The 25,913-nt window shown below is 54.7% G+C and carries 24 protein-coding genes; all 24 read left to right on the plus strand.

Annotated features, from left to right (window positions below; translation table 11 throughout):
- The 24 genes from ACFCTO_RS00285 (at nt 1) to ACFCTO_RS00400 (ending at nt 25,768) form a co-directional block, all read left to right on the plus strand.
- A complete protein-coding gene (locus ACFCTO_RS00285) occupies nt 1-939 on the plus strand; it encodes a D-alanine--D-alanine ligase (RefSeq protein WP_292260602.1) in 939 nt (312 codons plus the stop codon).
- The gene (locus tag ACFCTO_RS00290; protein ID WP_292260601.1) at nt 939-1,850 is read left to right on the plus strand and encodes a cell division protein FtsQ/DivIB; all 912 of its coding nucleotides are present in this window, start codon (nt 939-941) and stop codon (nt 1,848-1,850) included. The genes ACFCTO_RS00285 and ACFCTO_RS00290 overlap by 1 nt, the downstream gene beginning before the upstream one ends.
- 119 nt (nt 1,851-1,969) lie before the next feature.
- Nucleotides 1,970-3,007: a cell division protein FtsZ gene (ftsZ, locus tag ACFCTO_RS00295; protein WP_020310523.1), complete on the plus strand. Its 1,038-nt coding sequence runs from the start codon at nt 1,970-1,972 to the stop codon at nt 3,005-3,007.
- Between the two features lie 78 nt (nt 3,008-3,085).
- Nucleotides 3,086-3,550, plus strand: a complete 465-nt coding sequence (nrdR, locus tag ACFCTO_RS00300) for a transcriptional regulator NrdR (RefSeq protein ID WP_292260598.1) — start codon at nt 3,086-3,088, stop codon at nt 3,548-3,550.
- 22 nt (nt 3,551-3,572) lie between these two features.
- On the plus strand, nt 3,573-5,054 hold the full coding sequence (gene rfaE1 / locus ACFCTO_RS00305) for a D-glycero-beta-D-manno-heptose-7-phosphate kinase (RefSeq protein WP_020310521.1): 1,482 nt from the start codon (nt 3,573-3,575) through the stop codon (nt 5,052-5,054).
- Nucleotides 5,051-6,016, plus strand: coding sequence for an ADP-glyceromanno-heptose 6-epimerase (gene rfaD / locus ACFCTO_RS00310; RefSeq protein WP_499876156.1), 966 nt, complete (start codon nt 5,051-5,053; stop codon nt 6,014-6,016). The genes rfaE1 and rfaD overlap by 4 nt, the downstream gene beginning before the upstream one ends.
- Nucleotides 6,013-6,534 (plus strand): D-glycero-alpha-D-manno-heptose-1,7-bisphosphate 7-phosphatase, encoded by a 522-nt coding sequence (locus ACFCTO_RS00315; protein ID WP_020310519.1) that lies wholly within the window; start codon nt 6,013-6,015, stop codon nt 6,532-6,534. Before rfaD ends, ACFCTO_RS00315 begins: the two co-directional genes overlap by 4 nt.
- The gene (locus ACFCTO_RS00320; RefSeq protein ID WP_299721304.1) at nt 6,521-7,552 is read left to right on the plus strand and encodes a glycosyltransferase family 9 protein; all 1,032 of its coding nucleotides are present in this window, start codon (nt 6,521-6,523) and stop codon (nt 7,550-7,552) included. Before ACFCTO_RS00315 ends, ACFCTO_RS00320 begins: the two co-directional genes overlap by 14 nt.
- On the plus strand, nt 7,549-8,598 hold the full coding sequence (locus ACFCTO_RS00325; protein ID WP_020310517.1) for a glycosyltransferase family 9 protein: 1,050 nt from the start codon (nt 7,549-7,551) through the stop codon (nt 8,596-8,598). The genes ACFCTO_RS00320 and ACFCTO_RS00325 overlap by 4 nt, the downstream gene beginning before the upstream one ends.
- Nucleotides 8,599-8,624: 26 nt before the next feature.
- The gene (locus tag ACFCTO_RS00330; protein WP_370857186.1) at nt 8,625-9,203 is read left to right on the plus strand and encodes an outer membrane beta-barrel protein; all 579 of its coding nucleotides are present in this window, start codon (nt 8,625-8,627) and stop codon (nt 9,201-9,203) included.
- 514 nt (nt 9,204-9,717) lie between these two features.
- Entirely contained in the window at nt 9,718-10,137 is a 420-nt protein-coding gene (locus ACFCTO_RS00335) for a PaaI family thioesterase (RefSeq protein ID WP_481325260.1), read from the plus strand.
- Nucleotides 10,130-10,573: a PaaI family thioesterase gene (locus tag ACFCTO_RS00340; protein ID WP_020310514.1), complete on the plus strand. Its 444-nt coding sequence runs from the start codon at nt 10,130-10,132 to the stop codon at nt 10,571-10,573. The genes ACFCTO_RS00335 and ACFCTO_RS00340 overlap by 8 nt, the downstream gene beginning before the upstream one ends.
- Before the next feature lie 43 nt (nt 10,574-10,616).
- Nucleotides 10,617-11,756: an acyl-CoA dehydrogenase family protein gene (locus tag ACFCTO_RS00345; protein WP_292260441.1), complete on the plus strand. Its 1,140-nt coding sequence runs from the start codon at nt 10,617-10,619 to the stop codon at nt 11,754-11,756.
- A gap of 277 nt (nt 11,757-12,033) precedes the next feature.
- On the plus strand, nt 12,034-13,059 hold the full coding sequence (gene pheS / locus ACFCTO_RS00350) for a phenylalanine--tRNA ligase subunit alpha (protein WP_299721308.1): 1,026 nt from the start codon (nt 12,034-12,036) through the stop codon (nt 13,057-13,059).
- Nucleotides 13,060-13,072: 13 nt separating this feature from the next.
- A complete protein-coding gene (pheT, locus tag ACFCTO_RS00355) occupies nt 13,073-15,499 on the plus strand; it encodes a phenylalanine--tRNA ligase subunit beta (protein WP_481325261.1) in 2,427 nt (808 codons plus the stop codon).
- A 220-nt stretch (nt 15,500-15,719) separates the two neighbouring features.
- On the plus strand, nt 15,720-16,835 hold the full coding sequence (locus tag ACFCTO_RS00360) for an RNA-guided endonuclease TnpB family protein (RefSeq protein ID WP_499876157.1): 1,116 nt from the start codon (nt 15,720-15,722) through the stop codon (nt 16,833-16,835).
- Between the two features lie 316 nt (nt 16,836-17,151).
- Nucleotides 17,152-18,495: a trigger factor gene (tig, locus tag ACFCTO_RS00365; RefSeq protein ID WP_020310510.1), complete on the plus strand. Its 1,344-nt coding sequence runs from the start codon at nt 17,152-17,154 to the stop codon at nt 18,493-18,495.
- A 41-nt stretch (nt 18,496-18,536) separates the two neighbouring features.
- Nucleotides 18,537-19,133 (plus strand): ATP-dependent Clp endopeptidase proteolytic subunit ClpP, encoded by a 597-nt coding sequence (clpP, locus tag ACFCTO_RS00370; RefSeq protein WP_499876241.1) that lies wholly within the window; start codon nt 18,537-18,539, stop codon nt 19,131-19,133.
- Between the two features lie 17 nt (nt 19,134-19,150).
- On the plus strand, nt 19,151-20,389 hold the full coding sequence (gene clpX, locus ACFCTO_RS00375; protein ID WP_020310508.1) for an ATP-dependent Clp protease ATP-binding subunit ClpX: 1,239 nt from the start codon (nt 19,151-19,153) through the stop codon (nt 20,387-20,389).
- A 72-nt stretch (nt 20,390-20,461) separates the two neighbouring features.
- Nucleotides 20,462-22,795 carry an endopeptidase La gene (gene lon / locus ACFCTO_RS00380; RefSeq protein ID WP_499876158.1) on the plus strand — a complete coding sequence of 778 codons (2,334 nt, stop codon included), beginning with the start codon at nt 20,462-20,464 and terminating at the stop codon, nt 22,793-22,795.
- Nucleotides 22,795-23,433 carry a ribosome biogenesis GTP-binding protein YihA/YsxC gene (gene yihA / locus ACFCTO_RS00385; RefSeq protein WP_302484932.1) on the plus strand — a complete coding sequence of 213 codons (639 nt, stop codon included), beginning with the start codon at nt 22,795-22,797 and terminating at the stop codon, nt 23,431-23,433. Before lon ends, yihA begins: the two co-directional genes overlap by 1 nt.
- 214 nt (nt 23,434-23,647) lie before the next feature.
- Nucleotides 23,648-24,019 (plus strand): thioredoxin family protein, encoded by a 372-nt coding sequence (locus ACFCTO_RS00390; protein ID WP_020310505.1) that lies wholly within the window; start codon nt 23,648-23,650, stop codon nt 24,017-24,019.
- A 36-nt stretch (nt 24,020-24,055) separates the two neighbouring features.
- On the plus strand, nt 24,056-24,982 hold the full coding sequence (locus ACFCTO_RS00395) for a glycosyltransferase family 2 protein (protein WP_292260430.1): 927 nt from the start codon (nt 24,056-24,058) through the stop codon (nt 24,980-24,982).
- 42 nt (nt 24,983-25,024) lie between these two features.
- A complete protein-coding gene (locus tag ACFCTO_RS00400) occupies nt 25,025-25,768 on the plus strand; it encodes a C40 family peptidase (protein WP_292298611.1) in 744 nt (247 codons plus the stop codon).
- The last annotated feature ends 145 nt before the right edge of the window (nt 25,769-25,913 follow it).

Here is a 25,913-nt window from a genome sequence, read left to right on the forward strand (position 1 = left end):
ATGGAAGACATGAAAGATAAAAAAATTGCCGTCGTCGTCGGCGGTCCTTCGACAGAAGCAGAAGTATCGCGCCGCACTGGGGCTGCCATTGCTGACGCTTTGACGAAAAAGGGATATCACATCGAAACGATCGAACTCGTACCGAAAGAATTCGCCAAGACCTTGACCGAAAAGGGCATCGACATCGTCTTCAACGCCCTTCACGGCCGCTACGGCGAAGACGGTGTCATCCAGGGCTTGTGTGAAATGATGGGGATCCCCTATACCGGTCCCGGCGTCATGGCCAGTGCTGTCGGCATGAACAAGGTCATGAGCAAGGCCGCTTTCCAGGGGGCCGGCATTGCCACAGCGCCCTTTGCCTACTATTTCGCTACTCAGGACCGCGAAGCCATCGCTGCCGACATTGAACAGCGCTTCGACCTGCCTGTCGTCATCAAGTCGTCCGGTCAGGGCTCGAGTATCGGCACGGTCATCGTCCAGACCAAGGAGGAACTCCGTCCGGCCCTGGAAGAAGCCTTCAAGTACAGCGCTTCGCTGGTAGCCGAAGCCTTCATCGATGGCGATGAATTCACCGTCGCCGTCATGGACGACGTCGCCTTCCCGGTCATCCAGATCGTGTCCAGCACGGGCAAGTACGACTTCTATTCCAAGTATGCCCCTGGCGTCGCCAAGCATCTCTGCCCGGCTCCGATTTCGCCGGAACTGACCAAAGAAATGCAGGACCTGGCCCTGAATGTCTTCCATCTGTGCCACTGCAGCGGCGTATCCCGCGTCGATATCATGACCGACAAAGAAGGCCATCCGTTCGTCCTGGAAATCAACACCGTCCCGGGCATGACGGCGACCAGCCTGGTCCCCGATGCCGCCCGGGCCATGGGAATGTCCTTTGAAGATTTGTGTGAAAAGATTTTGCTGGAAGCATCGGTAGGTAAGTTTTAATGGGAAAGAAATCATATCATACGGGGCAGCGACGGGTCGTGCTGCCTAACGATCCTCATGATGTGTTTGTTCCTCCTCATCTTGAGAACGACCCGCTGAACGAACCGGACCGGGAAGCCCTGGCCGCCAAGAAAGAAGCCCAGCGCCGCCGCAAGGCCCGCCAGGCAGCACGGCTGAAGAAGAAAAAGGCTCGGCAGAAACAGATTTGGGCCCGGCGCCGCCGTATCGGCTGTATCTTTACGGTCCTCGGCGTCTTCGTCATCTGGCTCTTCCTGCGCCTGGCGCCGGTCTCTTTCGGGACGATCATCGTCGATGGCAACGAGAACATGTCCTTTGAAGACGTCTACCGGGCCTGCGGGGCTTATTCCTATGTCAACGTCGTCCAGTTGTCGACAGACGATGTGGAAGAACGGCTGAAGAAAGACCTGCGCATTGCCGACGCGACAGTGACGCGGGAATTCCCGGCGACGATTCACGTCACCCTGACAGAACGCAAGCCAGCTGCTGTCATCACGACGCTATACGGCTTCGCCTATGTCGACAAGACGGGGCGGGTCATCGAACTGGGGCCGCAGATTAAGGGCGTATCCCTGCCAATCATGACGGGCAAGAAAGTCGATAACCTGCTCTTAGGCGATACGGTGACGGACCCGACCCTCCATTCGGCCATGGTCTATCTCCAGAGCCTGCCGCCGGATATTCTCAAGAATATCGCTGAAATCAACGTGGGAAATCCCGAAAGCATCGTCGCCTATACGACCGATTCCATCCCTATCCACCTGGGCAGCGGCGATGAACCGGCAGAACGGGCGAAGCTGACGGAAACGCTGCTGGCCGAAGTTCAGGAAAATCATCTGGCCGTCCAATACATCGACACGGATGTGCGCTCGCCCCTTGTCAAGACGAAATAAGGCGCATAGGGCCTTGATTTTCAAAAACAGGTAGATAAATTTTCTAAGATAGTGTAAAATAATAAGGAATCCTACTGCACAGGGTGTGCGTTATAGAGTCTGAAGGAGGAAATTGCGATATGGCAGAGTTTGCAAACATAAAAGTAATAGGTGTCGGTGGCGGCGGTAACAACGCTGTCAACCGTATGATAGAAAGCGGCTTGCAGGGCGTCCAGTTCATTTCGGTCAATACGGAAGACCAGGTCCTGGAAGTATCCAAAGCCGATGTCAAGATCCAGATCGGTGAAAAATTGACGCGCGGCCTCGGCGCCGGTGCCAATCCCCAGGTCGGCGAACAGGCTGCCCTGGAAAGCAAAGAAGAAATCGTCAAGGCCCTGCAGGGTGCCGACATGGTCTTTGTCACAGCCGGCATGGGCGGCGGTACCGGTACCGGTGCAGCTCCTATCGTTGCCGAATGTGCCAAGGAAATGGGGGCCCTCACGGTGGCTGTCGTTACCAAGCCGTTCTCTTTTGAAGGGAAACGCCGTAAGGAAGTCGCTGATAAAGGTGCCGACTACTTGAAAGAAAAGGTCGACACGATCATCACTATCCCTAACGATAAATTGCTCCAGATCATCGACAAGAAGACGCCCCTCAAGGACGCATTCCTCGTCGCTGACGATGTCCTCCGCCAGGGCGTACAGGGCATTTCCGATTTGATTACGACGACAGGCCTCATCAACCTCGACTTCGCCGATGTCAAGACCATCATGTCCGACCAGGGCGAAGCTATCATGGGTATCGGCGTCGGCTCCGGTGAAAACCGTGCTGTCGAAGCTGTCGATGGAGCTATCCACAGCGCCCTCCTGGAAACGAGCATCGACGGTGCCCAGAGCATCTTGCTCAACGTTACCGGCGGCCCGGATATCAGCTTGTACGAAATCAACGAAGCAGCTGAAAAAGTGGCTGAAGCTGTCGATCCGGAAGCCAACATCATCTTTGGTTCCGTCATTGATCCGGATATGGAAGATTCCATCCGCATCACTGTCGTGGCTACGGGTTTTGGCAAAGAACCGTCTTCGATTCCCGCATTTGGCCAGGGCACTGGTACAGCAGCCAAAGCCGGCGATACGAAAGACAATGCCGGCGGCGTAGAAATTCCTACGTGGATGAGATAATCAGCATGAAAAAAGCGGATCCCGGCGGACCCGCTTTTTTTTTAAAATACCGTCGAGAAGAAGGTAGGAGGAAAAAACATGAGATGCCCATTTTGCCAATGTGCAGATACAAAAGTAACGGATTCGCGGGCTACCGATGACGGCAAGGCCATCCGTCGCCGACGCGAATGCCAGCAGTGCGGCCGCCGTTTCACGACGTATGAAATGGTCGAAGAAGTGCCGCTCGTCGTCGTCAAGAAAGATGGCCGTCATGAATTATTCGACCGCAACAAATTATTGAACGGCCTGCTCCGGGCCTGCAACAAGCGGGAAGTCAAACGGCAGCAGCTGGAGGATATCGTCACCAAGGTCGAGCGCAACATCCGCAATACCCTGGCCCAGGAAGTGTCCAGTGAAAAGATAGGGGAAATGGTCCTCAGCGAGCTGCGCTCTGTCGATGAAGTCGCTTATATCCGCTTTGCTTCTGTATACCGCGAATTCGCCGATCTGGACAGTTTCATGGCTGAACTGCAGCATCTCATGGGCACGAAAGAAAAGAAATAAGAGACCGGAATCGAGGAACATTATGACAGAAAATTATATCGATCATTTTTTGAACCATGTCCTGCCGGAATTGCGCATCGCCGTCATCGGCGACATCATGGTCGACCGCTATGTGTTCGGCAAGGTGGAACGCATTTCGCCGGAAGCGCCCGTACCTGTCAATAAAGTCGACCACATGACGTCCGTCCTGGGCGGGGCTGCCAACGTAGCCTCGAACCTGGCCAATCTCGATTGTCACGTCTTTCTGGGCGGCCTTATCGGCGACGATGAAAACGCGTCTCTCCTGCACCAGCTGCTGGAAGACGCCCATATCGACGGGTCGGGCTTGGTCGTGCGCCAGGACCACGCGACGACGACGAAAATGCGCATCCTCGGCGCCCGCCAGCAGATGGTACGCCTGGATTTTGAAGAAGTGACGCCCTTGGCCGTTACGGAAGAGGAACAACTCATGACCTGGCTGTACAACTGCGTGGCAGCCGGCCTGGACGGCATCATCCTGTCGGACTATAAGAAAGGCGTCCTCACCGATTCCCTGGCTCAGAGCATCATCAAAGAAGCCAATCGGGCCGGAATCCCCGTCCTGGTCGACCCCAAGGGCAGCGATTGGACGAAATACAACGGCGCCGATTTCGTGACGCCGAACATGAAAGAACTGAGCGACTGCCTGGGACGGCCTGTAGCCAATGAAGGACAGGCCGTCGTAGCGGCAGCGGAAATCCTGCATGAGCAGTATCAGTTCGCCCACCTCATGGTGACCCGCTCGGAAAAGGGCATCACCGTCATCGGCCGGGACGGCAAGGTGTGGAACAACCCGGCGACGGCGCAGGAAGTCTTCGACGTATCCGGTGCCGGTGATACCGTAGCCGCAGCTTTCCTGTCGGCTATTGCCGGCCACTTGTCGATCCGCACGAGCCTGCAGATCGCCAACGCCGCAGCGGGTATCGTCGTCACCAAGGTCGGGACCTATCCCATCCATCGCCACGAATTGCTCAAATTATGGCAGGAATGGCAGCCGGCCCACTGGCATCCGTATCAGCCCCTGAGTCGGGAAGAAGCGGCTGAAAAGATACGCCAATGGCAGAAGAAGGGCGATACCGTCGTCTTTACCAATGGCTGCTTCGACATCTTGCACCGCGGCCACGTCCTCTACCTGCAGCAGGCGGCCATGCTGGGCCAGCATCTCGTCGTCGGCCTCAACTCCGATGCGTCCGTGCGGCGCCTGAAAGGGGAAACACGGCCCCTGGTCAAACAGGAAGACCGGGCTATCCTTTTGAGTGCCCTGGCCTGCGTCGATGAAGTGGTCATCTTCGAGGAAGATACACCGAAAGAACTTTTACAGGTCCTGCGTCCGGATATCCTGGTCAAAGGCGGCGATTATAAAGCTGATGAAGTCGTCGGCCGGGAATCGGTCAAGCGCGTCGAGATCATTTCCTTTGAAGACGGATATTCGACGACAGGCCTGATCCAGAAAATAGCTGATTTAGTAAAGAAGGGGAAACTATGAAAATTGTAACAGGCGGTGCCGGTTTTATCGGCAGCAATATCGTAAAACAGTTGAACAACCGGGGCATCAACGACATCCTCATCGTCGACGACCTGACGGACGGCCGCAAATGCCGCAACCTCCAGGGCCTCGATTTCTTTGATTATATGGACTATGTCGACTTCGACGAACAGATGGCCGACGACACCTTCGACTGCGGCTACATCGACGTCGTCTTCCATGAAGGGGCCTGCTCGGACACGATGAACTACGACGGCCGCTACATGATGAAGAACAACTATGAAGGCAGCAAGAATCTCCTGCGCTACTGCATGCAGCGCAAGATTCCCTTCCTCTATGCTTCGTCGGCTTCGACTTATGGCAGCGGCAAGCACGGCTTCCGCGAAGACCCGGCCTGCGAACAGGCGCTGAATCCCTATGCCTATTCCAAGCTCCAGTTCGACCGCTTCGTCCGCCGCGTCATGCCCCTGGCCAAGAGCCAGATTGTCGGCTTCCGCTATTTCAATGTCTTCGGTCCTCAGGAAAACCACAAGGACCGCATGGCTTCGCTCATCTACCAAAAGTACCATGAACTCCAGGAAAAAGGGAAGATTACCCTCTTTGAAGGGACGGCAGGCTATGAAAATGGCGGCCAGATCCGCGATTTCATCTACGTCAACGATGTAGTCAACGTCATCTTCTATTTCTGGGAACATCCGGAACTGTCAGGCATCTACAACTGCGGCACCGGCATCGGCCATACGTTCAATGAATTCGTCCAGGGCGTCATCGATTATTGCGGCAAAGGCCATATCGAATACGTCCCCTTCCCGGACATCCTCAAGGGCAAGTACCAGAGCTATACCCAGGCCGACACGACGAAGCTCATGGAAGCCGGCTATGACCGCGGCTTTACCCTGCTCCCGGAAGCCGTCAAGGAATACTGCAGCATCCTGGAAAAGAGCGACGGGTATTACGAATGAGGAAGGCCGTCTTTTTCGACCGCGACGGCGTCCTCAACGTCGACAAATCCTATTTGGGCTTCATCAAGGATTTTGAATGGATGGACGGGGCCAAAGAGGCCCTGGCCTATCTGACGGAAGAGGGCTATGCCATCATCGTCGTCACCAACCAGAGCGGTGTCGCCCGCGGTTATTATACGGAAGACGACGTGAAGGTCCTCCACGACTGGATGTGCCGGGAAGCGGCCAAAGCCGGCGGCATCATTACGGCCGTCTACTACTGCCCTTATCTTGAAGGGGCGCCGGTCAAGGCCTATGACAAGAAGAGCGACTGGCGCAAGCCGGCGCCGGGCATGGTCCTGCAGGCGGCGAAAGATTACGATATCGATTTGAAACACTCTTTCATGATCGGCGATATGCCCCGCGATGTGGAATGTGGGCAGCGGGCCGGCATGGATGGCTATTTATTTACTGGCGGCAGGCTGGACGATTTCGTCCGGGCCATCGTCGCAGAAAGGAAGGGCCGTGAAAGCATATAAGAACATACTGGTCATCAAGATGAGCTCTCTCGGCGACGTCCTTCACGCTCTGCCGACACTCTACGCATTGCGCCAGAACTGCCCGGACGCCCGCATCGTCTGGGCCGTCCATGAACAGTTCGCGCCAGTCCTGCCGGGGAAACCTTATATCGACGAAGTCATCTATATCGACAAGAAGCGGCTGAAATCCCTGTCGTACTGGAAAGAGCTGCGCCGGACGCTCCATGCCTATCATTTCGACGTATCCTTTGACCTCCAGGGCCTGGCCAAGAGCGCTATCGTCGCCTGGTTGAGCGGTGCTGAAGAACGCTATGGCTACTGGGAAATGCGCGAAGGCAGTTTCCTGGTCAGCAAAGGCCTCACGGGTCCCCACAAGTACGACCACGTCATCGAACGCTATCTCGATACGGTCCGCGTCCTCGGCGGCCGCGTCGATGCCATCGAATTCCCGCTTCCCGATATTACCGGTGAAAGACGGGCCTGGCGCCAGCGTCTGGCGGCGGACGGCCTGACCGGACCCTATGTGGCCATCGTGCCCGGTGCCCGCTGGAGCGTCAAGGAATGGCCCTTGTCCCATTGGCAGGCATTCCTGCAGCGCCTGACGGCGTCCGGCATGGCCGCCGTCCTCTTAGGCAGCGGCGACGACGTCCCCAAAGGGAAGGCCCTGAAGGACCATGATTCGTCGGGCCAGGTCTTCGACTATACAGGCCGCACCGATTTGCGGCAGCTCATGGCGGCCATTGCTGAAAGTGCCCTCTATATCAGTGCCGATACGGGGCCGCTGCACATGGCCAATGCCTTGAAAAAAGAACTCATCGCCCTCTTTGGGCCGACGTGTCCCCAGCGGACCGGCCCTTACGGCGGAAACGACGACGCCTACATCCACATGGTCCTGTCGCCGACGTCCCAGGCGACGCCGGAACGGCCCTTGGTCGATGATCCGGACTGCATGGCCCAGATTACGCCCGATGCACTGTGGCAGGTCTATGAAGGCGTCCTGAAGAAGGTGGAACTATGATTAATCTGCGCAACAAAAAAATAATCGTCACCTTTCTCATGCATCTAGGCGACCTCATCCTCATCACCCCGTTCCTGCAGGTCCTGCGCCGTCATGCCCAGGGCTCGGAAATCACCCTCGTCGTCGATGAGAAAGTGGCCGACGTCGTCCGCTACAACCCCAATATCGACCACCTGGTCACGGTCGACAAGAAGGGTAAAGACAATTCCGTCCGGGCCCTGTGGCGTATCGGGCGGCACTTGCATCAGCATCACTACGATATCCTCATCAATCTGCATCCCAATGAACGGACGTCCTTCCTGGCGGCCGTCATCCACGCCAAGCAGTTCGTCGGCATGAGCCATTTCCTGGTCCGGCCCCTGATGGACCGCTATACCCGCCTGGACCGTATCCATCTCCACGCGGCCGATATGTACATCAACGTCCTGGCCCAGCTGGGCATCGACGACTACCGCAGCGACGGCCTGCAGTTCTTCACCTGCAAGGCCTGGGATGACAAGGCGACGGAATTCTACCGTACCCAGGGCGTCCACAACAGCGATGCCCTCATCGGCTTCAATATCGGCAGCGCCGTCCCGCAGAAACGCTGGCCGGCCAAGCGCTTTGCCGCCGTTGCCGACTACTTCGCCCGCCGCGGTTTCAAGTGCGTCTTCTTTGGCGGACCCATGGATGAAGCCATGGTCAAAGAAGCGACGTCCCAGATGGAATCGGACCCGATCATTGCCACCGGGAAATTCACCATCGGCGAACTGGCCTCGGCCATCCGCTGCTGCTCGCTGTTCATCACCAACGACAGTGGCCCTATGCACGTCGCTGTCAGCCAGGGCGTTCCCCTGGTCGCCCTCTACGGGCCGAGCAATCCCAAGCTTTACGGCCCCTATACGGACCGGGCCATCGTCCTGGAATCGACGAACCACTATGAAGTGGGCAAGAGCATGAAACAGATTATCCGCGAAGGTAATTATAAAGGTATTTCGGTTATTCCCATGAGCCAGGTCATCGCCGCCGGCGAAGAACTCCTGAGCCGTTATTATGGAAGAAAATAACCCGTATTATATGGAGGTGGAAGGTTATGAAAAAACTTATTATCGCAGCGACACTGGCCGCCCTGGCCATGACTTCGGCTGCCATGGCAGCGCCCATCCGCGATCCTCAGCCCGGTGACTTGAAGGCCAACGCCAACTATGGCTTCGACCAGAAAGAAGGCGGCCGCAGTGCCAAGAGCCGTCTGACTGGCGGCGACGTCACCTACGTCCTGAGCAACCACTGGGATATCCAGTACGTCAACAACTACACCAAGGGCGACAACGACAACAAGATCAACGAAAACTATCTCGTCGGCAATTACCGCTTTACGCCGTATCTGTCGGCCTTTGCCGGCGGCTCCTACGTCAAGACGGAAACGTATAATACGACTAAGTCCTACGGCTATCAGGTCGGCCTCAAAGGCCAGATTCCCCTGGCAGCCCGCTGGCAGGGCTTTGCGTCCGTCGGTGTCGGCGATGACGTCAATACCTATGAAGTCGGTGTCGGCTACGACATTACGCCGAACTGGGATGCCCACGTAAAATACCGCAGCAGCAGCGTCGACGTCGATAACTACGACGACGATGTCAAAGGCTGGCAGGTCGGCATGGGCTATAAGTTCTGATATTGACAAGGGGCGGATCCGTCCCGTATAATGTACCAATGACATGTGCTGTGGTTGAAAGTCGATGTCAGTCGCAGACCAAGCGATCCACGTAAGGCACCCAAAGCGGTGCTGATCATAGTGCGGCCTAGAAGTAAGACCTGCCGCGGAAATACCGCGAGAGGGCTAGTAGTGGGGGACAGCAGTCTATGAGCGAACGTCCCAGCAGGCGAGTGTGGGGGTAAAGACCAGGTCAGGCATGTCAGGGAAAGGGGCTGTCGTATGAAGAATTCTGCCATCATGCGCAGTCCCTTTTTCTTTATAGTTTGTAGTTTATAGAAGATGGCCATAAATTTCAAACCATCCGCTAACCCCTAGCCCCTAGCCCCTAGCCCCTAGCCCCTTAAAAGAGGCTGTCTTGATGTGACAGCCTCTTTTTTGTATTTTCGTTTGACGGATGATTGTTCGTATAGTAAAATGTAAGGGTATTTATGTTATTAGCCTAAGGAGTGGAGTCATAATGGATGCTAAGCGGTTGGAACGAGAAATTCACAAAAATCCCTTCGATACCTTTATGGATTTCCACGTCGAAAAGGCTGAACCAGAGAGTACGATCCTCACTTTTGAGAATAAAGGCTCGAAATGGGATAATCCCAATGGTACCATGTACGGCGGTGTCCTCTATTCCATGGCCGATTCGGCTATGGAGGCTGCCTGCGCTGTCTGCGGCAAAGCCGTCCTCACACTGGACCTGGGCATGAATTACCTGCGCCCGGCCTTTGCCAATACGGTCATCCGGGCCGAAGCCAGGGTCATCCATAACGGCCGTACGACGATGGTCGCCCTCTGTGATTTTTACGATAATGACCAGCGCTATTTAGCTCATGGCAAGGGCACCTTCTTTGTGACAGGGGCCTACGTCTTTGAGGGAGAAAGGGGGCATACGGATGAATGAACCAGAAGAAGCAGTGAGCCCGGAAGTGGCAGAACGGCTGCATCGTATGCTGGACAGTATTTATTCGCATACACCTTATTTCCAGAGCATGCCCTGTACGGTAGAAAAGCTCGACGTCGGCCGCGTCCGCATCGGCTTCGATATCAGTCGTCATTCCTGCAATTACCGGGGCATTGCCTCGGGCGGCGTCCTGGCCGCTTTCTGCGATACCCTCATGGGCATGGCCAGCCGGACCCTGGGCTTCCAGGTGACGACGCTGGAAATCAACATGAACTATATCCGCAGTGTCAAAGGCGGCGAGCACATTACCGGCGTGGGCCAGGTCATTCACCACGGCCGGAAGACCATTGTCGTCGAATGTGAATGTTATGATGCCAGCGGTAATATTATCGTAAAAGGGCGGTCGTCTTTTTATATTTTGAAAAAACTCGATTGATAGGATAATCATGTAATTATAGGGAAGGTTGGTTAGTACAAAGATGGATTTTGCTTATAACGACGAACAGAAAGAAATCATCAAGGTTGTCCGCGACCTGGTGGAAAAAGAAATCGTCCCCTACGCTTCGGAAATGGATGAAACGGGAAAGCTCCATGAAGGGCTCCTGGAAAAATTGGCAGCCCAGGGCCTGCTGGGCGTCGCCATTCCGGAAGAATTCGGCGGTGCCGGCCTCGACGCCATCACTATCGCCGCTATTTATGAAGAATTAGGCAAAGGCTGTGCCGGCGTCGCTACGACCGTCGCTGCCAATGCCCTGGCCTCGTATCCCGTCATCATTGCCGGTAACGACGACCAGAAGAAACGCTATTTCGATATCATCAATGAAGACAACCTGGCCGCTTTTGCCCTGACTGAACCGGGCACCGGTTCCGATGCCGGTTCCGTTTCGACGCGGGCCATGAAGACCGAAGACGGCAAAGGCTATATCCTCAATGGTACGAAATGCTTCATTACCAACGGCGCCCTGGCCGAAGTCTTCGTCGTCTTCGCCAACACCCGCAAGAGCGGCGGCATCCGCGGCTTGACGGCCTTCATCGTCCGCAAGGGGACGCCGGGCTTCACAGTCGGCAAGGCTGAAAATAAAATGGGCATCCGCGCTTCCAATACGACGGAACTCATCTTCCAGGACTGCTTCGTCCCTGTCGAAGACCGTCTCGGCCGCGAAGGCCATGGCTTCCGCATCGCCATGGATACTTTGGATGCAGCCCGTCCCTTCGTCGGTGCCGTTTCCGTCGGCATTGCCGAAGCCGCTTTCCGTGCCTGCTGCGAATATGCCAAGGTCCGCGTACAGTTCGGCAAACCCATCGCTTCCTTTGAAATGGTCCAGGCCATGATTGCCGATATGGCCATGAAAGTCGAAGGAGCCCGCCTCCTGGTCCACCGCGCCTGCTGGATGAAAGACCAGGGTATGGACTTCAGCCGTGAAGCAGCCATTGCCAAGTGCAACGCGTCCGACGTGGCCATGCAGGTCACGACCGATGCAGTCCAGGTCATGGGCGGCTATGGCTATATCAAGGAATACCCTGTCGAAAAATACATGCGTGACGCCAAAATCATGCAGATTTACGAAGGCACCAACCAAATTCAGCGGTTGGTTATTGCAAATAAGACACTTTACTGATACAATATATAACAAACCCATAGAGGGATTTATGGCAATGATAAAGAGGGGATGGAACTGACTCCGCCTACAGGGAATCGAGGCCGCAGATTGAGAGCCTCGTGCCGGATGTTCCATGCGTTCACTTTAGAGCCTCCTGCTGAACGGAGTAGGCAGGACGGGGGTTCCCGTTACAGGACAATCGAGAATCAAGTAGGGTGGTACCGCGAATGAGACTTTCGCCCCTTAAGGGGCGGGAGTCTATTTTTTTTGTACTTGCCAGTAGGAGGAAGAAAGTATGATCAGTGATAAGATCGAGGCCATCAAAGCGGCCGTCAATGAACAGCTCGCCAAGAGCGAACATCTTCAGGACGTACAGGATATCCGCGTCAAGTTCCTGGGTAAAAAAGGGGAACTGACGGCAATCATGAAGGAAATGAAGAATTTTTCCAAAGAAGAACGGCCTAAAGTCGGCCAGCTCGTCAACACGGCCCGCAATGCCATCGAAGAACAGCTCAAGGCCAAGATGGAAGAAGTCAAGGCCCAGGAATTGGCTACGAAGATCGAATCGGAAAAAATCGACATTACCCTGCCGGGCCGCAAACCGGTCATGGGCCATGAACATCCCCTTCATCAGACCCTGCGCCTCATGGAAGACTCCTTCCTGCGCATGGGCTTCTCCATCGTCGAAGGGACGGATATTGAATCGGACTACTATAACTTCCAGTGCCTGAACTTGCCGGAAGACCATCCGGCCCGGGATATGCAGGACTCCATGTACATTACGGATAACATCCTCCTGCGGACCCATACATCGGGCATGCAGGCCCGGACCTTACAGGCCCACAAGCCTAACGAACCCTTCAAGATCATCGCACCGGGCAAGGTATACCGCTGCGACTACGATGCGACCCATTCGCCGGTCTTCCACCAGATGGAAGGCATGATCATCGACAAGGACATCCGCTTCTCCGACCTCAAGGGCATGCTCGAAGACTTCCTGCGCGACATCTTCGGACCGCAGACGAAAGTCCGCTTCCGCGCCAGCTACTTCCCCTTTACGGAACCGAGCGCCGAAGTCGATATTTCCTGCGTCATGTGCGGCGGCAAGGGCTGCCGTGTCTGCTCCCACACGGGCTGGCTGGAAATCCTCGGCTGCGGCATGGTCAATCCCAGCGTCCTGCGCCTGAACGGCTATGACCCGGACGTCGTCACGGGTTTTGCCTTCGGCATGGGCGTCGAACGCATTGCCATGCTGAAATACGGCATCGATGATTTGCGCTTGTTCTATGAAAACGATATGCGGTTCTTGAACCAGTTCTAGGAGGGTATGAATAATGAAAAGTTCTTTAACTTGGATGCAGGATTATGTCGACGTCGACATGAACCAGGACATGCAGGCATTTGCCGATAAATTGACCATTGCCGGTATCCCTGTCGAACAGGTGGAATACTGGGGGACAGAAGTCAAGAAAGTAAAGACCGGGAAAATCCTTCAGATCGACAAGCACCCCGATGCGGATAAACTCGTCGTCTGCCAGGTAGACATGGGGGATGAACAGCTTCAGATCGTCACGGCTGCGACCAACGTCCGCGTCGGCCAGATCGTCCCCGTCGCCGTTCACGGCGCTCATCTGCCGGGCGGCACTAAAATCAAGCGCTCGAAGCTGCGTGGCGTCTTGTCCAACGGTATGTTCTGCTCGGCCCACGAATTCGGCTTCGACGACAGCCTGCTCTTGCCGGAAGAACGGGAAGGCATTTGGATCCTGCCGCCCGATACGCCCCTCGGCGTCGATGCGGCCGACTATCTCCAGGTCCGCGACGTCGTCTATGAATATGAACTGACGGCCAACCGCGCCGACTGCTTCTCCATGGTCGGCCTGTCCCGTGAATTCGCCGTCCTCAGCGGCAAAGAAGCCCGTTACCCGGATATTTCCGTCAAAGAATGTGACACGCCCATCGACGGCAAGGTCAAAGTATCCATTGACGACGAAGAACTGTGCAGCCGCTATGCCGCCCGCCTGCTCCTGAACGTCAAGATCGGCAAGTCGCCTATGTGGATGCAGCAGCGCCTGCGCAAGTCCGGCGTCCGTCCCATCAACAACGTCGTCGACGCTACCAACTACACCATGATCGAACTGGGCATCCCACTCCATGCCTATGACTACGATAAAGTCTCCGGCCATCACCTCATCGCCCGCCGGGCCAAAGCCGATGAAGCCTTGAAGACTCTGGACGATGTAGACCGTAAATTGACCGACAACATGCTGGTCATCGCCGATGAAGAAAAAGCCTGCTGCGTCGCCGGCATCATGGGCGGCATGGATACGGAAGTCACGGACCAGACGACGTCGGTCATCCTCGAATGTGCTTCCTTCAAAGGCTCCAACATCCGTCATACGGGCCGTATGCTCGGCCTGCGTTCCGAAGCTTCCGGCCGTTTTGAACGAGGCCTCGATTCGGACAGCTGCATCAAATCCATCGACCGCTGTGCCCAGCTCCTCCAGGAAATGGGCGCCTGCGACGTAGCCAAAGGCGTCGTCGATGTCTATCCGAAACCGCAGGCTACGACGCGCATCGCCTTTACGGCGGCTCAGGTCAACAAATTCCTGGGCACGGAAATCCCGGAAGCCGACATGGTCCATATCCTGAAAACGCTGCAGTTCGGCATTGAAAAAGACGGCGATACCTTGACGGCCGTCGTTCCCAGCTATCGCGGCGACTGCACGGAAATGCCGGACATCGCCGAAGAAGTAGCCCGCGTCTACGGTTATGAAAACATCCCGTCTACGCGCCCGGCCGCTCCCATTTCCAAAGGCGAAGCCGGCTTCCACCACGACGTAGGCGAAAAGATTTCGTCCATCCTCAGCAGTAGCGGCCTCAACGAAACGGTCACGTTCAGCTTCATGCACCCGGACCAGCTGAAGAAACTCCTCTTCAAGGACGGCGACGCCGTATACAACGCCGTGCCCATCCTCAACCCGATTACGGAAGACTTCCCGCTCATGCGGACGACGCTGGTACCGACCTTGATGGATGTCCTGGTCCGCAACCAGGCCGTCAAGAATCCGTCTGTCGGCATCTACGAAATCGCACCGGTCTATCGGCCGAAACAGCTGCCCCTGACGGAACTGCCGGAACAGGAATTCTACGTCAGCGGCCTCCTCTACGGCCAGCGCACGCCTGCTGAATGGCCGGCCAAAGCGGAAAATTATGACTTCTATGACGTTAAGGGCCTCGTCGAAGCCGTCCTCCAGGGACTGGGCATCCAGGCCGACCTGGAAGTCTCCGACTGGGCGCCGCTCCATCCGGGCAAGGCTGCCCGCTACGTCAAAGACGGCAAGGTCCTCTGCGACTTCGGCGAACTCCACCCCAAGGCTATCGACAATTACGATGTCGCCGGCCCGGTCTACGTCTTTGAAATGCATATGGACGCTATCCTGCCCTTGGTCAACCTCCTGCCGGATTACCATAAAGTCGCCAAGTTCCCGGCATCGAGCCGCGACCTGGCCTTCCTGGCACCGCTGGTTACGGCCAATGCCGACATCGTCAGCGTCATCAAAGAAGACGGCGGCGACAACCTGGAAGCCGTCCACCTCTTCGACATGTACACGGGCAAACAGGTACCGCAGGGCTACAAGAGCCTGGCCTATTCCTTAGTCTTCCGTTCCGAAGAAGGGACCCTGACCGACGCCGACATCCAGGCCCCGGTCGACGCCATCATCAAAGACCTGAAAGAAAAATTCGGCTGCGAATTGCGGTAGGGAGTGATTAGTTTGTAGTACAGAGTTTGTAGTTTGTAGAAGATGGCCTTTAACCTGATTCTGCAAGAAGTCTCCCGCCTCTTTAGGCGGTGAGATGAATTGTAGGTTTTTCTGAGGGCTCGATGCCCTCAGAAAAACGATGGCTTCACATTTTGTTTTGCGGTATAATCAGTAGTAAGCAGTAGTAATCGTGAAAGGATTGGGAAAGTCAAGGCAGGTGATGATAGTGAATAAGGCATACCGATACAGAATCTATCCGACAACGGCACAGAAAATGATGTTTGCCAAGACCTTTGGCTGTGTCCGATTCATCTACAACAAGATGCTGAGTGACCGCATTGACTATTATAAGGAAACAGGCCAAAAGCTGAATAACACGCCTGCGCAGTACAAAGAAGAATTCCCTTGGCTAAAGGAAGTAGATAGTTTAGCCCTTGCCAATGCCCAAATGAACCTGAATAAGGCCTACAGCCACTTTTGGAATGACAACAAGCATTTCGGCAAGCCGCGCTTCAAGTCCAAGAAGAATCGTCGTGCTTCGTATTCCACGAACAACCAGAAAGGCTCTGTCCGAATCGAGGGCCATAAGGTGAAACTGCCGAAAATAGGCTGGGTGAAATTATGCCAGCATCGTCCCTTGCCGGAAAACAGTATCATAAAGACCGTAACCATCAGCAAGACGCCATCAGGAAAGTACTATATCAGTATGCTGGTGGAGTATGAAAACCAAATACTCCCGGTCATACCGAAGACATTCCTGGGGCTAGATTTTGCGATGCACGGCTTGTATGTGGCTTCCGATGAGGCGGATGCTAAGTATCCCGATTTCCTGAGAACGGCAGAGAAAAGATTGGCTAAGGCACAGCGAAAGCTATCCAAAAAGCAGAAAGGAAGTCACAACAGAGAAAAACAAAGACTGCGCGTAGCTATTCTTCATGAGAAAGTGGCCAATCAACGTCAGGATTTCCTGCATAAGAAGGCTCGCTACCTTGCAGATCGCTATGATGCCATTGGCATTGAGGATATTAGCGTCAAAGCGATGGCAAAGCGGAAAAAGGGTGGCAAGTTCAGCTTTGGCAAATCCGTAGCCGACAATGGCTGGAATATGTTCACGAACATGCTGGAGTATAAACTGGCTTGGCAAGGCAAACAGCTTATCAAGATAGACAAGTGGTATCCAAGCAGCCAGCTGTGCCATGTTTGCGGATATCAGAATCACGAAACCAGGGACTTATCTGTAAGGGAATGGGATTGCCCTAAATGTGGAAGTCACCATAATCGCGATAAGAACGCTGCCATAAATATTCGGGAAGAAGCCAGGCGAATATCTGCCTGACGTAATCCATAAAATACCGTGGGTCGCACGGGAATCTACGCCTGTGGAGAGAGTGTAAGCCGCCGCAACTCTTTGGAGTCAGTGGCGCTGTTCTCGTTGAAGCAGGAAGCTCCCGCCTCTATAGGCGGGAGTACGTTCACCCATTTCACTGCAAACTAAAAACTACAAACTTCAAACTCAAAAAGGCGCTGTCTTTATGCGACAGCGCCTTTACCCATATTGTAAAAAAAGTAAAGTTGTGGTATGATGTAGAGCGTAATATGGTATTTTAGAGATATTCAGGGCTCTACCGGCCCATAAGGAGGACATACTTAGAATGAACGTAACAGTGAATGAAGTAGACCAGCACAAAGTAACCCTGCACATTGAAGTGCCTGCTAAAGACGCTTCCAAACAGGCAGCAGCAGCTTGCAAGAACTTGGCAAGCCGTGTAAATATCCCGGGCTTCCGCAAGGGGAAAGCACCGCGCATGGTACTGGAAAGCTTCTTGGGCAAAGATGCTGTCAAACAGGAAGTTTTTGAAGCTATTGCCAATAAAGCCTACAGCGACGCCCTCGACCAGGAAGGCATCGTTCCTGTAACTGAACCGGAATTGAACGTCATTACCGACGAAAAAGGCAAAGACGTCGTATTTGAAGCTACGGTCACCAAGAAACCGGAAGTCAAACTCGGCGAATACAAAGGCATTACCGTTGCCAAAGACAAAGTTGATGTAACCGACGAAGACGTAGCCAAAGAACTGGCTAACCTCCAGAAACAGCATGCGAAACTCGTCGTAGCTCCGGAAGGCACGGAAATCGCAAAAGATGACTTCGCTGTCATCGATTTCAAAGGCACTGTCGACGGCGTCGCATTCGAAGGCGGCGAAGGCAAATCCTATCCGCTCCAGATCGGCTCCGGCAGCTTCATCCCGGGCTTTGAAGATCAGCTCATCGGCTGCAAAGCTGGCGACGAAAAAGACGTCAAAGTCACCTTCCCGGAAGATTACTTTGAAAAATCCCTGGCTGGCAAAGAAGCTGTCTTCGCCGTTAAAGTCAACGACGTAAAACGCAGCGAACTCCCGGCCATCGACGATGAATTCGCTAAAGAAGCCGGCAAATTCGACAGCGTCGACGACCTCAAAGCCGACATCCGCAAACGCCTCGAATCGAAAGCATCCTTCCAGGCTTTGGAAAAATTCAACTCTGAAGTCCTGAAGACGGCTGTCAACAATGCCGAAGTCGATATCCCGCAGGTCATGATCGACGACAAAATCGACCAGATGATCGAAGAACTGGCCATGAAACTGGAAACACAGCGCATGAGCCTCGACGATTATCTCAAATACATGAACCAGGATATGGACAAACTCAAAGAACATTACGCTGAACCGGCTAAAGAAAACGTAAAGATGGACCTCGTCCTCGAAGCTATCGCCAAAGCTGAAAACATCGAAGTCAAAGACATCGATCTCCAGGCTGAAATCATCACGATGGCTCAGAACTTCGGTGCCGATCCGAAAGAAGTCTACAAGATCATTTTGAAAGAACATCGCGTTCCCATGCTCGTACAGTCTGTCGGCCGTAAAAAAGCAGCCAGCTTCATCCTGAAAAATGCCGTCGACCCGAACGAAGACAAAAAAGAAGAAGCTAAAGCTGAAGACGCAAAGGCTGAAGACTAATCCCGGAAACGCATTCTCCGGAGGTGTTAGTTTTGACAAATATGTATGTACCCATCGTCGTCGAACAGACGGCACAAGGGGAACGGAGCTATGATATCTATTCCCGCCTGTTGAAAGACCGCATCGTCTTCCTCGGCGGCCCGATTGATGATACCGTTGCCAACAGCATCATCGCCCAGCTCCTTTTCCTGGAAGCAGAAAATCCTGACAAGGATATCCACTTATATATCAACAGCCCTGGCGGCGTCGTCACGGCAGGCATGGCCATCTACGATACCATGCAGTACATCGAGCCGGACGTCTCGACGATCTGCGTCGGTTCCGCTGCCAGCATGGCGTCGGTACTCCTGACGGCCGGTGCCAAGGGCAAACGCTTCGCCCTGCCGCATTCCCAGGTCATGATCCACCAGCCTCTCGGCGGTGTCCAGGGCCAGGCTACGGAAATCGAAATCCATGCCCGCGAAATCCTGCGCATGCGCAAGGAATTGAACGGTATCTTGTCTGAACACACAGGACAGCCCATTGACGTCATCCAGAAGGATACGGAACGGGATAATTTCATGACTGCCGAAGAAGCCAAGGAATACGGCCTCATCGATGAAATCCTGACCCGTCCGCTGCCGGATGAAACGAAATAGGACAGGAGGAAGACAAGATGAACGATAGGAATGATGAACCGCGTTGCAGTTTCTGCGGCCGGCCCCAGAGCGAAGTACAGAAGCTCATTGCCGGCCCGGGCGTCTATATCTGCGACGAATGTGTTGCCGTAGCGCAGCACATCATGGAAGAAGAAAAGGCGGAAGAAACGCCGGACTTCCAGCTCAAGGACCTGCCGACGCCGCATGAAATCAAGGCTACCCTTGATGAATACGTCATCGGCCAGGAAGCAGCCAAGAAGACCCTTTCCGTTGCAGTGTACAACCACTACAAGCGGCTCCAGACCAATTTCAGCGCCTCTGATGATGATGTAGAGCTCCAGAAGTCGAATATCGTCATGGTCGGCCCGACTGGGAGCGGCAAGACCCTCCTGGCCCAGACCCTGGCCCGCCTCCTCGATGTGCCCTTTGCCATCGCCGATGCGACGAGCCTGACCGAAGCCGGCTATGTCGGCGAAGACGTCGAAAACTGCCTGCTCAAGCTCATCCAGGCCGCTGATTACGATATTGCCAAAGCTGAACGGGGCATCATCTACATCGACGAAATCGATAAGATTGCCCGCAAATCGGAAAACCCGTCCATTACCCGTGACGTTTCCGGTGAAGGCGTCCAGCAGGCCTTGTTGAAAATCCTCGAAGGGACCGTTGCCGGCGTTCCGCCTCAGGGCGGCCGCAAGCATCCCCACCAGGAAATGCTCCAGATCGACACGACGAACATCCTGTTCATCTGCGGCGGCGCTTTCGATGGCATCGACAAGACCATCCTCAACCGTACGACGGACAAGAATATGGGTTTCGGTGCGGACATCCACTCCAAGTCCGAACACTCCATGGAATCGCTCCTCAAGGAAATCATCCCGACGGACCTCCAGAAGTTCGGCCTCATCCCGGAATTGATCGGCCGCCTGCCCGTATTGGTTACTCTCAATCCTCTCGATGAAGATGCGATGGTACACATCCTGACAGAACCGAAGAACGCCCTGGTCAAACAGTATCAGAAGATGCTGTCCATGGACGACGTAGATCTCGAATTTACGCCGGAAGCTCTCCAGGCCATTGCCAAGGAAGCGCTGCGGCGCAATACCGGTGCCCGCGGGCTTCGCTCCATCATCGAACGGATCATGCTCGATGTCATGTTTGATGTACCGAGCCGCGACGACGTAGCCAAGTGCATCGTCACGGAAAAATGCGTCAAAGAAGGCGCTGAGCCCGACCTCGTATTGAAAGAGGCAAAATGATATAATGTACAATAAAACTCATTTCTTAAACCGGAAATGAGTTTTATTTTTCCATAGAAGAAGGTGAAGTGTATGAACGAAAACGTTGTGCTCAACGAACAAGATATCCTGGCCCTGCCTTTTGTCCCGCTCCGGGGCATCGTCGTCTATCCGAAGCTGGTCAGCCACATCGACATCGGCCGCGATACGTCCCTGGCTGCCGTCGACTACGCCATGGAACACGACCGGCAGCTCCTGGTAGCGACCCAGGTCGATGAAAACGAAGACAATCCGGGTTTTGACGATGTCTATACCATCGGCTGCTTGGTCAAGATCGAACAGCTCCTGCGCATGCCTGGCGGCCTGGTCCGCATCCTGGTCAACGGCATTTCCCGCGTCCGCATGCAGGGCTTTTCCCAGAAAGCCGATTACCTCGAAGGGGCTGCCGTCAAAGTGGCTGAAATCAGCCGCAACGAAGTCGAAGAAGAAGCCCTGCGCCGGGTCGTCCTCAAGCGGCTCCTGGACTGGCTGGGCAATCTCCGCGACGGAGAAGAAGCCAGCGAAAATGCCAAGAACATCGACGAACCGGGCGTCCTGGCTGACTTCGCTGCGTCCCAGCTGCCCTTGCGCCTGGTCATCCGCCAGCAGCTCCTGGAAACGGCTGACGTCGAAGCCCGTCTGCGCCGCATTGCGTCGCTCTTGGATACGGAAGTCGACATTGCCAACCTGGAATCGAAGCTGAACATGGAAGTCCGCGGCAAGATGGACCAGCAGCAGAAAGAATACTACCTGCGGGAAAAGATCAAGGCCATCCATGAAGAATTGGGCGACAAAGTCGACAAGGACACGGAAGTCCAGGAACTCCGCGACCAGATCAAGAAGATGAAGCTCGACGAAGACATCGAAAAGGCCCTGCTCAAGGAAGTGGACCGCCTCGACTCCATGCCGCCCATGATGGCGGAATCGGCCATCATCCGCACCTACCTCGACTGGGCCATGGCCCTTCCCTGGAAGAAGGAAACCAAGGACCGCCTGGACCTCAACGAAGCGCAGAAAGTCCTCGATGAAGACCATTACGGCCTGAAGAAGGTCAAAGACCGCATCATCGAATATTTAGCGGTCAAACAGCTGACGCACAGCCTGAAAGGGCCGATTCTCTGTTTTGTCGGTCCTCCGGGCACGGGCAAGACGAGTATCGCCAAATCCATCGCCCGGGCCATGAACCGCAAGTACGTCCGCGTATCCCTGGGCGGCGTCCGCGATGAAGCTGAAATCCGCGGCCATCGCCGGACTTACATCGGTGCCCTGCCGGGCCGTATCCTGGCCGGTATGAAACAGGCCGGCGTCAAGAACCCGGTCTTCCTCCTCGACGAAATCGACAAGATGACGTCCGACATGCGCGGCGACCCGTCGTCGGCACTGCTGGAAGTCCTCGACCCGGAACAGAACAATACTTTCAGTGACCATTTCCTGGAACTGCCCTTTGACTTGTCGAAAGTCTTCTGGATCACGACGGCCAACGTCCTCGGCGATATTCCCCGTCCCCTCATGGACCGCATGGAAATCATCGACTTCACGAGTTATACAGAAGAAGAGAAGGTCCAGATCGCCAAGCGCTATCTGGTGCCGAAACAGATCAAAGAAAATGGCCTTAAACCGAGTCAGGCCAAGTTCTCCGACGCCGTCCTGCGCCATATCATCGAAGGCTATACGCGCGAATCGGGCGTCCGCAGCCTGGAAAAGACCATCGGTACGGTCTGCCGCCGTATCGGCAAATCCCTGCTCATGAACGACGAAGTACCGATCAGCGTCTCCGTCAAGAATCTGGAAAAACTGCTCGGTCCGGTCAAATTCCTGCCGGAAACGGTCCACAAAGACGACGAAGTCGGCATCGTCACCGGTATGGCCTGGACCCAGGTCGGCGGTGAAGTCCTGGAAACGGAAGCCGTTGCCGTCAAGGGCAAAGGCCGCCTGCTGCTCACGGGCCAGCTCGGCGACGTCATGAAGGAATCGGCTGAAGCCGGCGTGACCTACGTCCGCAGCCGGGCCGATGTCCTGGGCATCGATGCCGATTTCTACGCCAACATGGACTTGCACATCCACCTGCCCGAAGGAGCCATCCCTAAAGACGGTCCGTCGGCAGGCATCACCATGGCCACGGCCATTACGTCGGCCCTGACGGGCAAAGCCGTCCGCCACGACGTAGCCATGACCGGTGAAATCACGTTGCGCGGGACGGTCCTGCCCGTAGGGGGCATCAAGGAAAAAGTCATCGCCGCTCACCGGGCAGGCATCAAGAAGATCCTCTTGCCTGAAGAAAACAAGCGCGACATGGACGAAGTGCCGCAGTCGGTCAAAAAAGACGTCAAATTCGTCTTCGTTCACCATATGGATGAAGTGCTGGCTCAGGCACTGGTGAAGTCCTGATGGCTTCGTATGATATCATCAAGGCGGCCTATGCCACGACGGCGGTCCGCCGCGACCAGTACCCCGAAGGGAACGTGCCGGAAGTCGCCTTCCTCGGCCGTTCCAACGTCGGCAAGTCGAGCCTGATCAATTCCCTGTGCAACCACCGCGGCCTGGCCCGTGTCAGCGGCGCACCGGGGAAGACGCAGACTATCAACTACTTCAGCGCAGCCCTGCGGCGGCGCGATGAAGAAGAAGGGGAGCAGCGCCTGCCGTTCTACTTAGTCGACCTGCCGGGCTATGGCTTTGCCAAGACTGGCGGCAGGAACCGCGACATGTGGAGTGCCTTCATCGGCGAATACGTCACGCAGTCGCCGAACCTCTGCGTCCTCTGCCTGCTCGTCGACCTGCGCCATCCCGGCCTGGCCATCGACCAGCAGGCCTATGACTGGCTGGCCAGCGCCGGCGTCCCCCTGCAGATCGTAGGGACCAAGGCGGACAAGCTCAAGGCCAATGAAAAGAACCGCAACCTGGCCCAGCTCAACAAACTCTTCCCGTCAGACCGGCCGGCCCTGGCCTACTCGTCGCTAAAACGCGACGGCTTCGGCCCCCTGGCCAAGAACCTCTTTGAACGGGTGCTACAGTTCAATCGTTTGTAGTTCAGAGTTTGTAGTTTGCAGAAGATGGTTTAAAATTAAAACCATTCACTAAAAACTACAAACTGCAAACTTAATTCTCAAAAAAGGGGCTGTCTTCAAAGGACAGCCCCTTTTTTGCTCCTTTTATAGCGAACGATGTTTCTAGTTGGCTTCATTAAGCGAAAGTGGTATAATGGATTTGATTTACATCGGCCAGATGGGAGGTTGTATAATCATGGCAGTAGTTTCGATTGACAGTGATGCTGATTTTTCTGTGAAAGTCCTTCACCAGCCGGGCATTGTCATCGCAGACTTCTGGGCTCCCTGGTGCGAACCGTGCAAGATGGTTCATTCGGAAATCAGCCAGGCAGCCGCGAATTTTGGCGATGCTGTGAAAGTAGTACGCATCAATGTCGATACGATGCGGAATATTGCCGAAAAATATGAAATCATGGCGGTTCCGACATTATTGTTCTTTAAGGGCGGTAAGCCACTCAAACGCATTATCGGCTATGCCTCGCAGGCGGAAATCAGCAAGTTCCTGGCGTCTGTCGTAGCAGAAAACAAGGCTGCCGGTTTTGACAACAAAAATATTGGGATGATATAATTGAATTTAGAAACGAGAGGGACGGGACGACAGTTATTGTCTATTGTCGTTCCTGTATACAATGAACAGCCGAACATTGAGAAATTCTATGAAGAGGCGACGAAAGCCGCAGCGACACTCGATATGGATTATGAAATCATCTTTGTCGACGACGGTTCTAAAGATGCAACGCCCCTCATCCTCAGCCGCTTGACCCAGCAGGATGAGCACGTGCGGGCTTTTATCCTGGCCCGTAACTTCGGCCATCAGCTGGCCATTACCTGCGGCATGGATCATGCCCTTGGCGACGCCGTCATCACCATGGATGGTGACTTGCAGCATCCGCCGTCGATGATTCCCGAATTGGTCCAGAAATGGCGCGAAGGCAACGACGTCGTCCAGACCATACGGGAAGCGACGGACGATGCGGGCTTCCTCAAGCGCATGACGTCGAAATGGTATTATCGTATACTGAATGCCGTATCCCCGGTCCACATCACACCAGGCGGGTCCGACTTCCGCCTCATCGATAAGCGGGTCCTGGAAACATTCAAGCAGTTCCGCGAACACGACCGTTTCATCCGCGGCCTCATCGGGGACATCGGTTACACACAGACTTTTATTCATTTCGTAGCACCCAAGCGTTATGCCGGGAAATCGAAGTTTTCCGTACGCAAGATGCTTCATTTTGCCCTGGACGGGATCATGGCCTATTCCAAGATTCCCCTGCGGGTTTCCTTTTATATCGGCATGCTGAGCGGTTTGTTGAGCCTGCTCCTGATTTTGCATGTCATCTATTGTAATATAATGGGCGAAGCCGTGCCGGGATGGACGACGACGATGATCGTCGACTGCCTGTTCAGCGGGTTCCAGCTCATTTTTATTGGTGTCATCGGAGAGTATATAGGACGTATATTTGAAGAGGTGAAACATAGGCCTCTGTATTGGCTGCGGGCTGAACTCGGCCAGCATAAAGACAGGTAGGAACGGTGCGTTGTATGGCCTTCGAGACAGAGAGGAGTATTTATGTGGAAAAAAATCAGTAAAGTTTGGATATTTGCCGCACTTTTCGTTTTTGCCGCACTGCCGGCGCTGGCAGCTTCTCCGCTGACCATTGGCAGCCGGGGCGATGAAGTCCGTTCGATTCAACAGATTCTTCGCAGTAAAGGCTATCGGGTCAATGTCAACGGCGTTTACACCAATGATACGGCGCGGGCCGTATCGCAGTATCAGAAAGATAAGAAAATCCAGGTCAGCGGTAAAGTCGGCGGCTGGACCTATTATCTCCTGACAGGCAATCGTTCCATGCTGCCGCCTAAGCCGGTCATGAAGAGAGGGCAGGGGACGCGCTTCAACAATGGCGCTATCAGCAAATACCGTCATTTCAGCGGCGGCGATGCTTTCGGCAACCAGCTGGTCAATTCGGCATACCAGTATTTGGGCATCCCTTACGTATTCGGCGGCAATACGCCGGCTGAAGGCTTCGACTGCTCAGGCTTTACGAAATATGTCTTTTCCCATAATGGCATCAATCTGCCGCGCCTGGCAGATGAACAATATGAAGTAGGCCAGCGGGTCCGCCGCAGCGAACTCATGCCGGGCGACCTGGTCTTCTTCACGACGTATGAACCGGGTGTATCCCATACGGGCATCTATGTCGGCAATAACAATTTCATCAGTGCCACCAGCAGTGGCGGCATCCGCGTAGACAGCCTCGACAGCGGCTATTGGTCGCCGCGCTATGTCGGTGCTACACGGGTCCGGAGATAGGCAAACTGGCTAGGGAACAGTCGTCCTCTAGCCTTTCCTTATACAACCGGGCTGTGAGATAAAAAATAACAAGAAAAGGTTGCCGAACAGGGGGAAATGAGCGTATAATTTTCCCATGTAGAAAGATATTTAGAGGGAGTGTTTA

It is taken from the genome of Megasphaera indica, from assembly GCF_046614755.1.
GTDB classification, from domain to species: Bacteria; Bacillota; Negativicutes; order Veillonellales; family Megasphaeraceae; genus Megasphaera; species Megasphaera intestinihominis.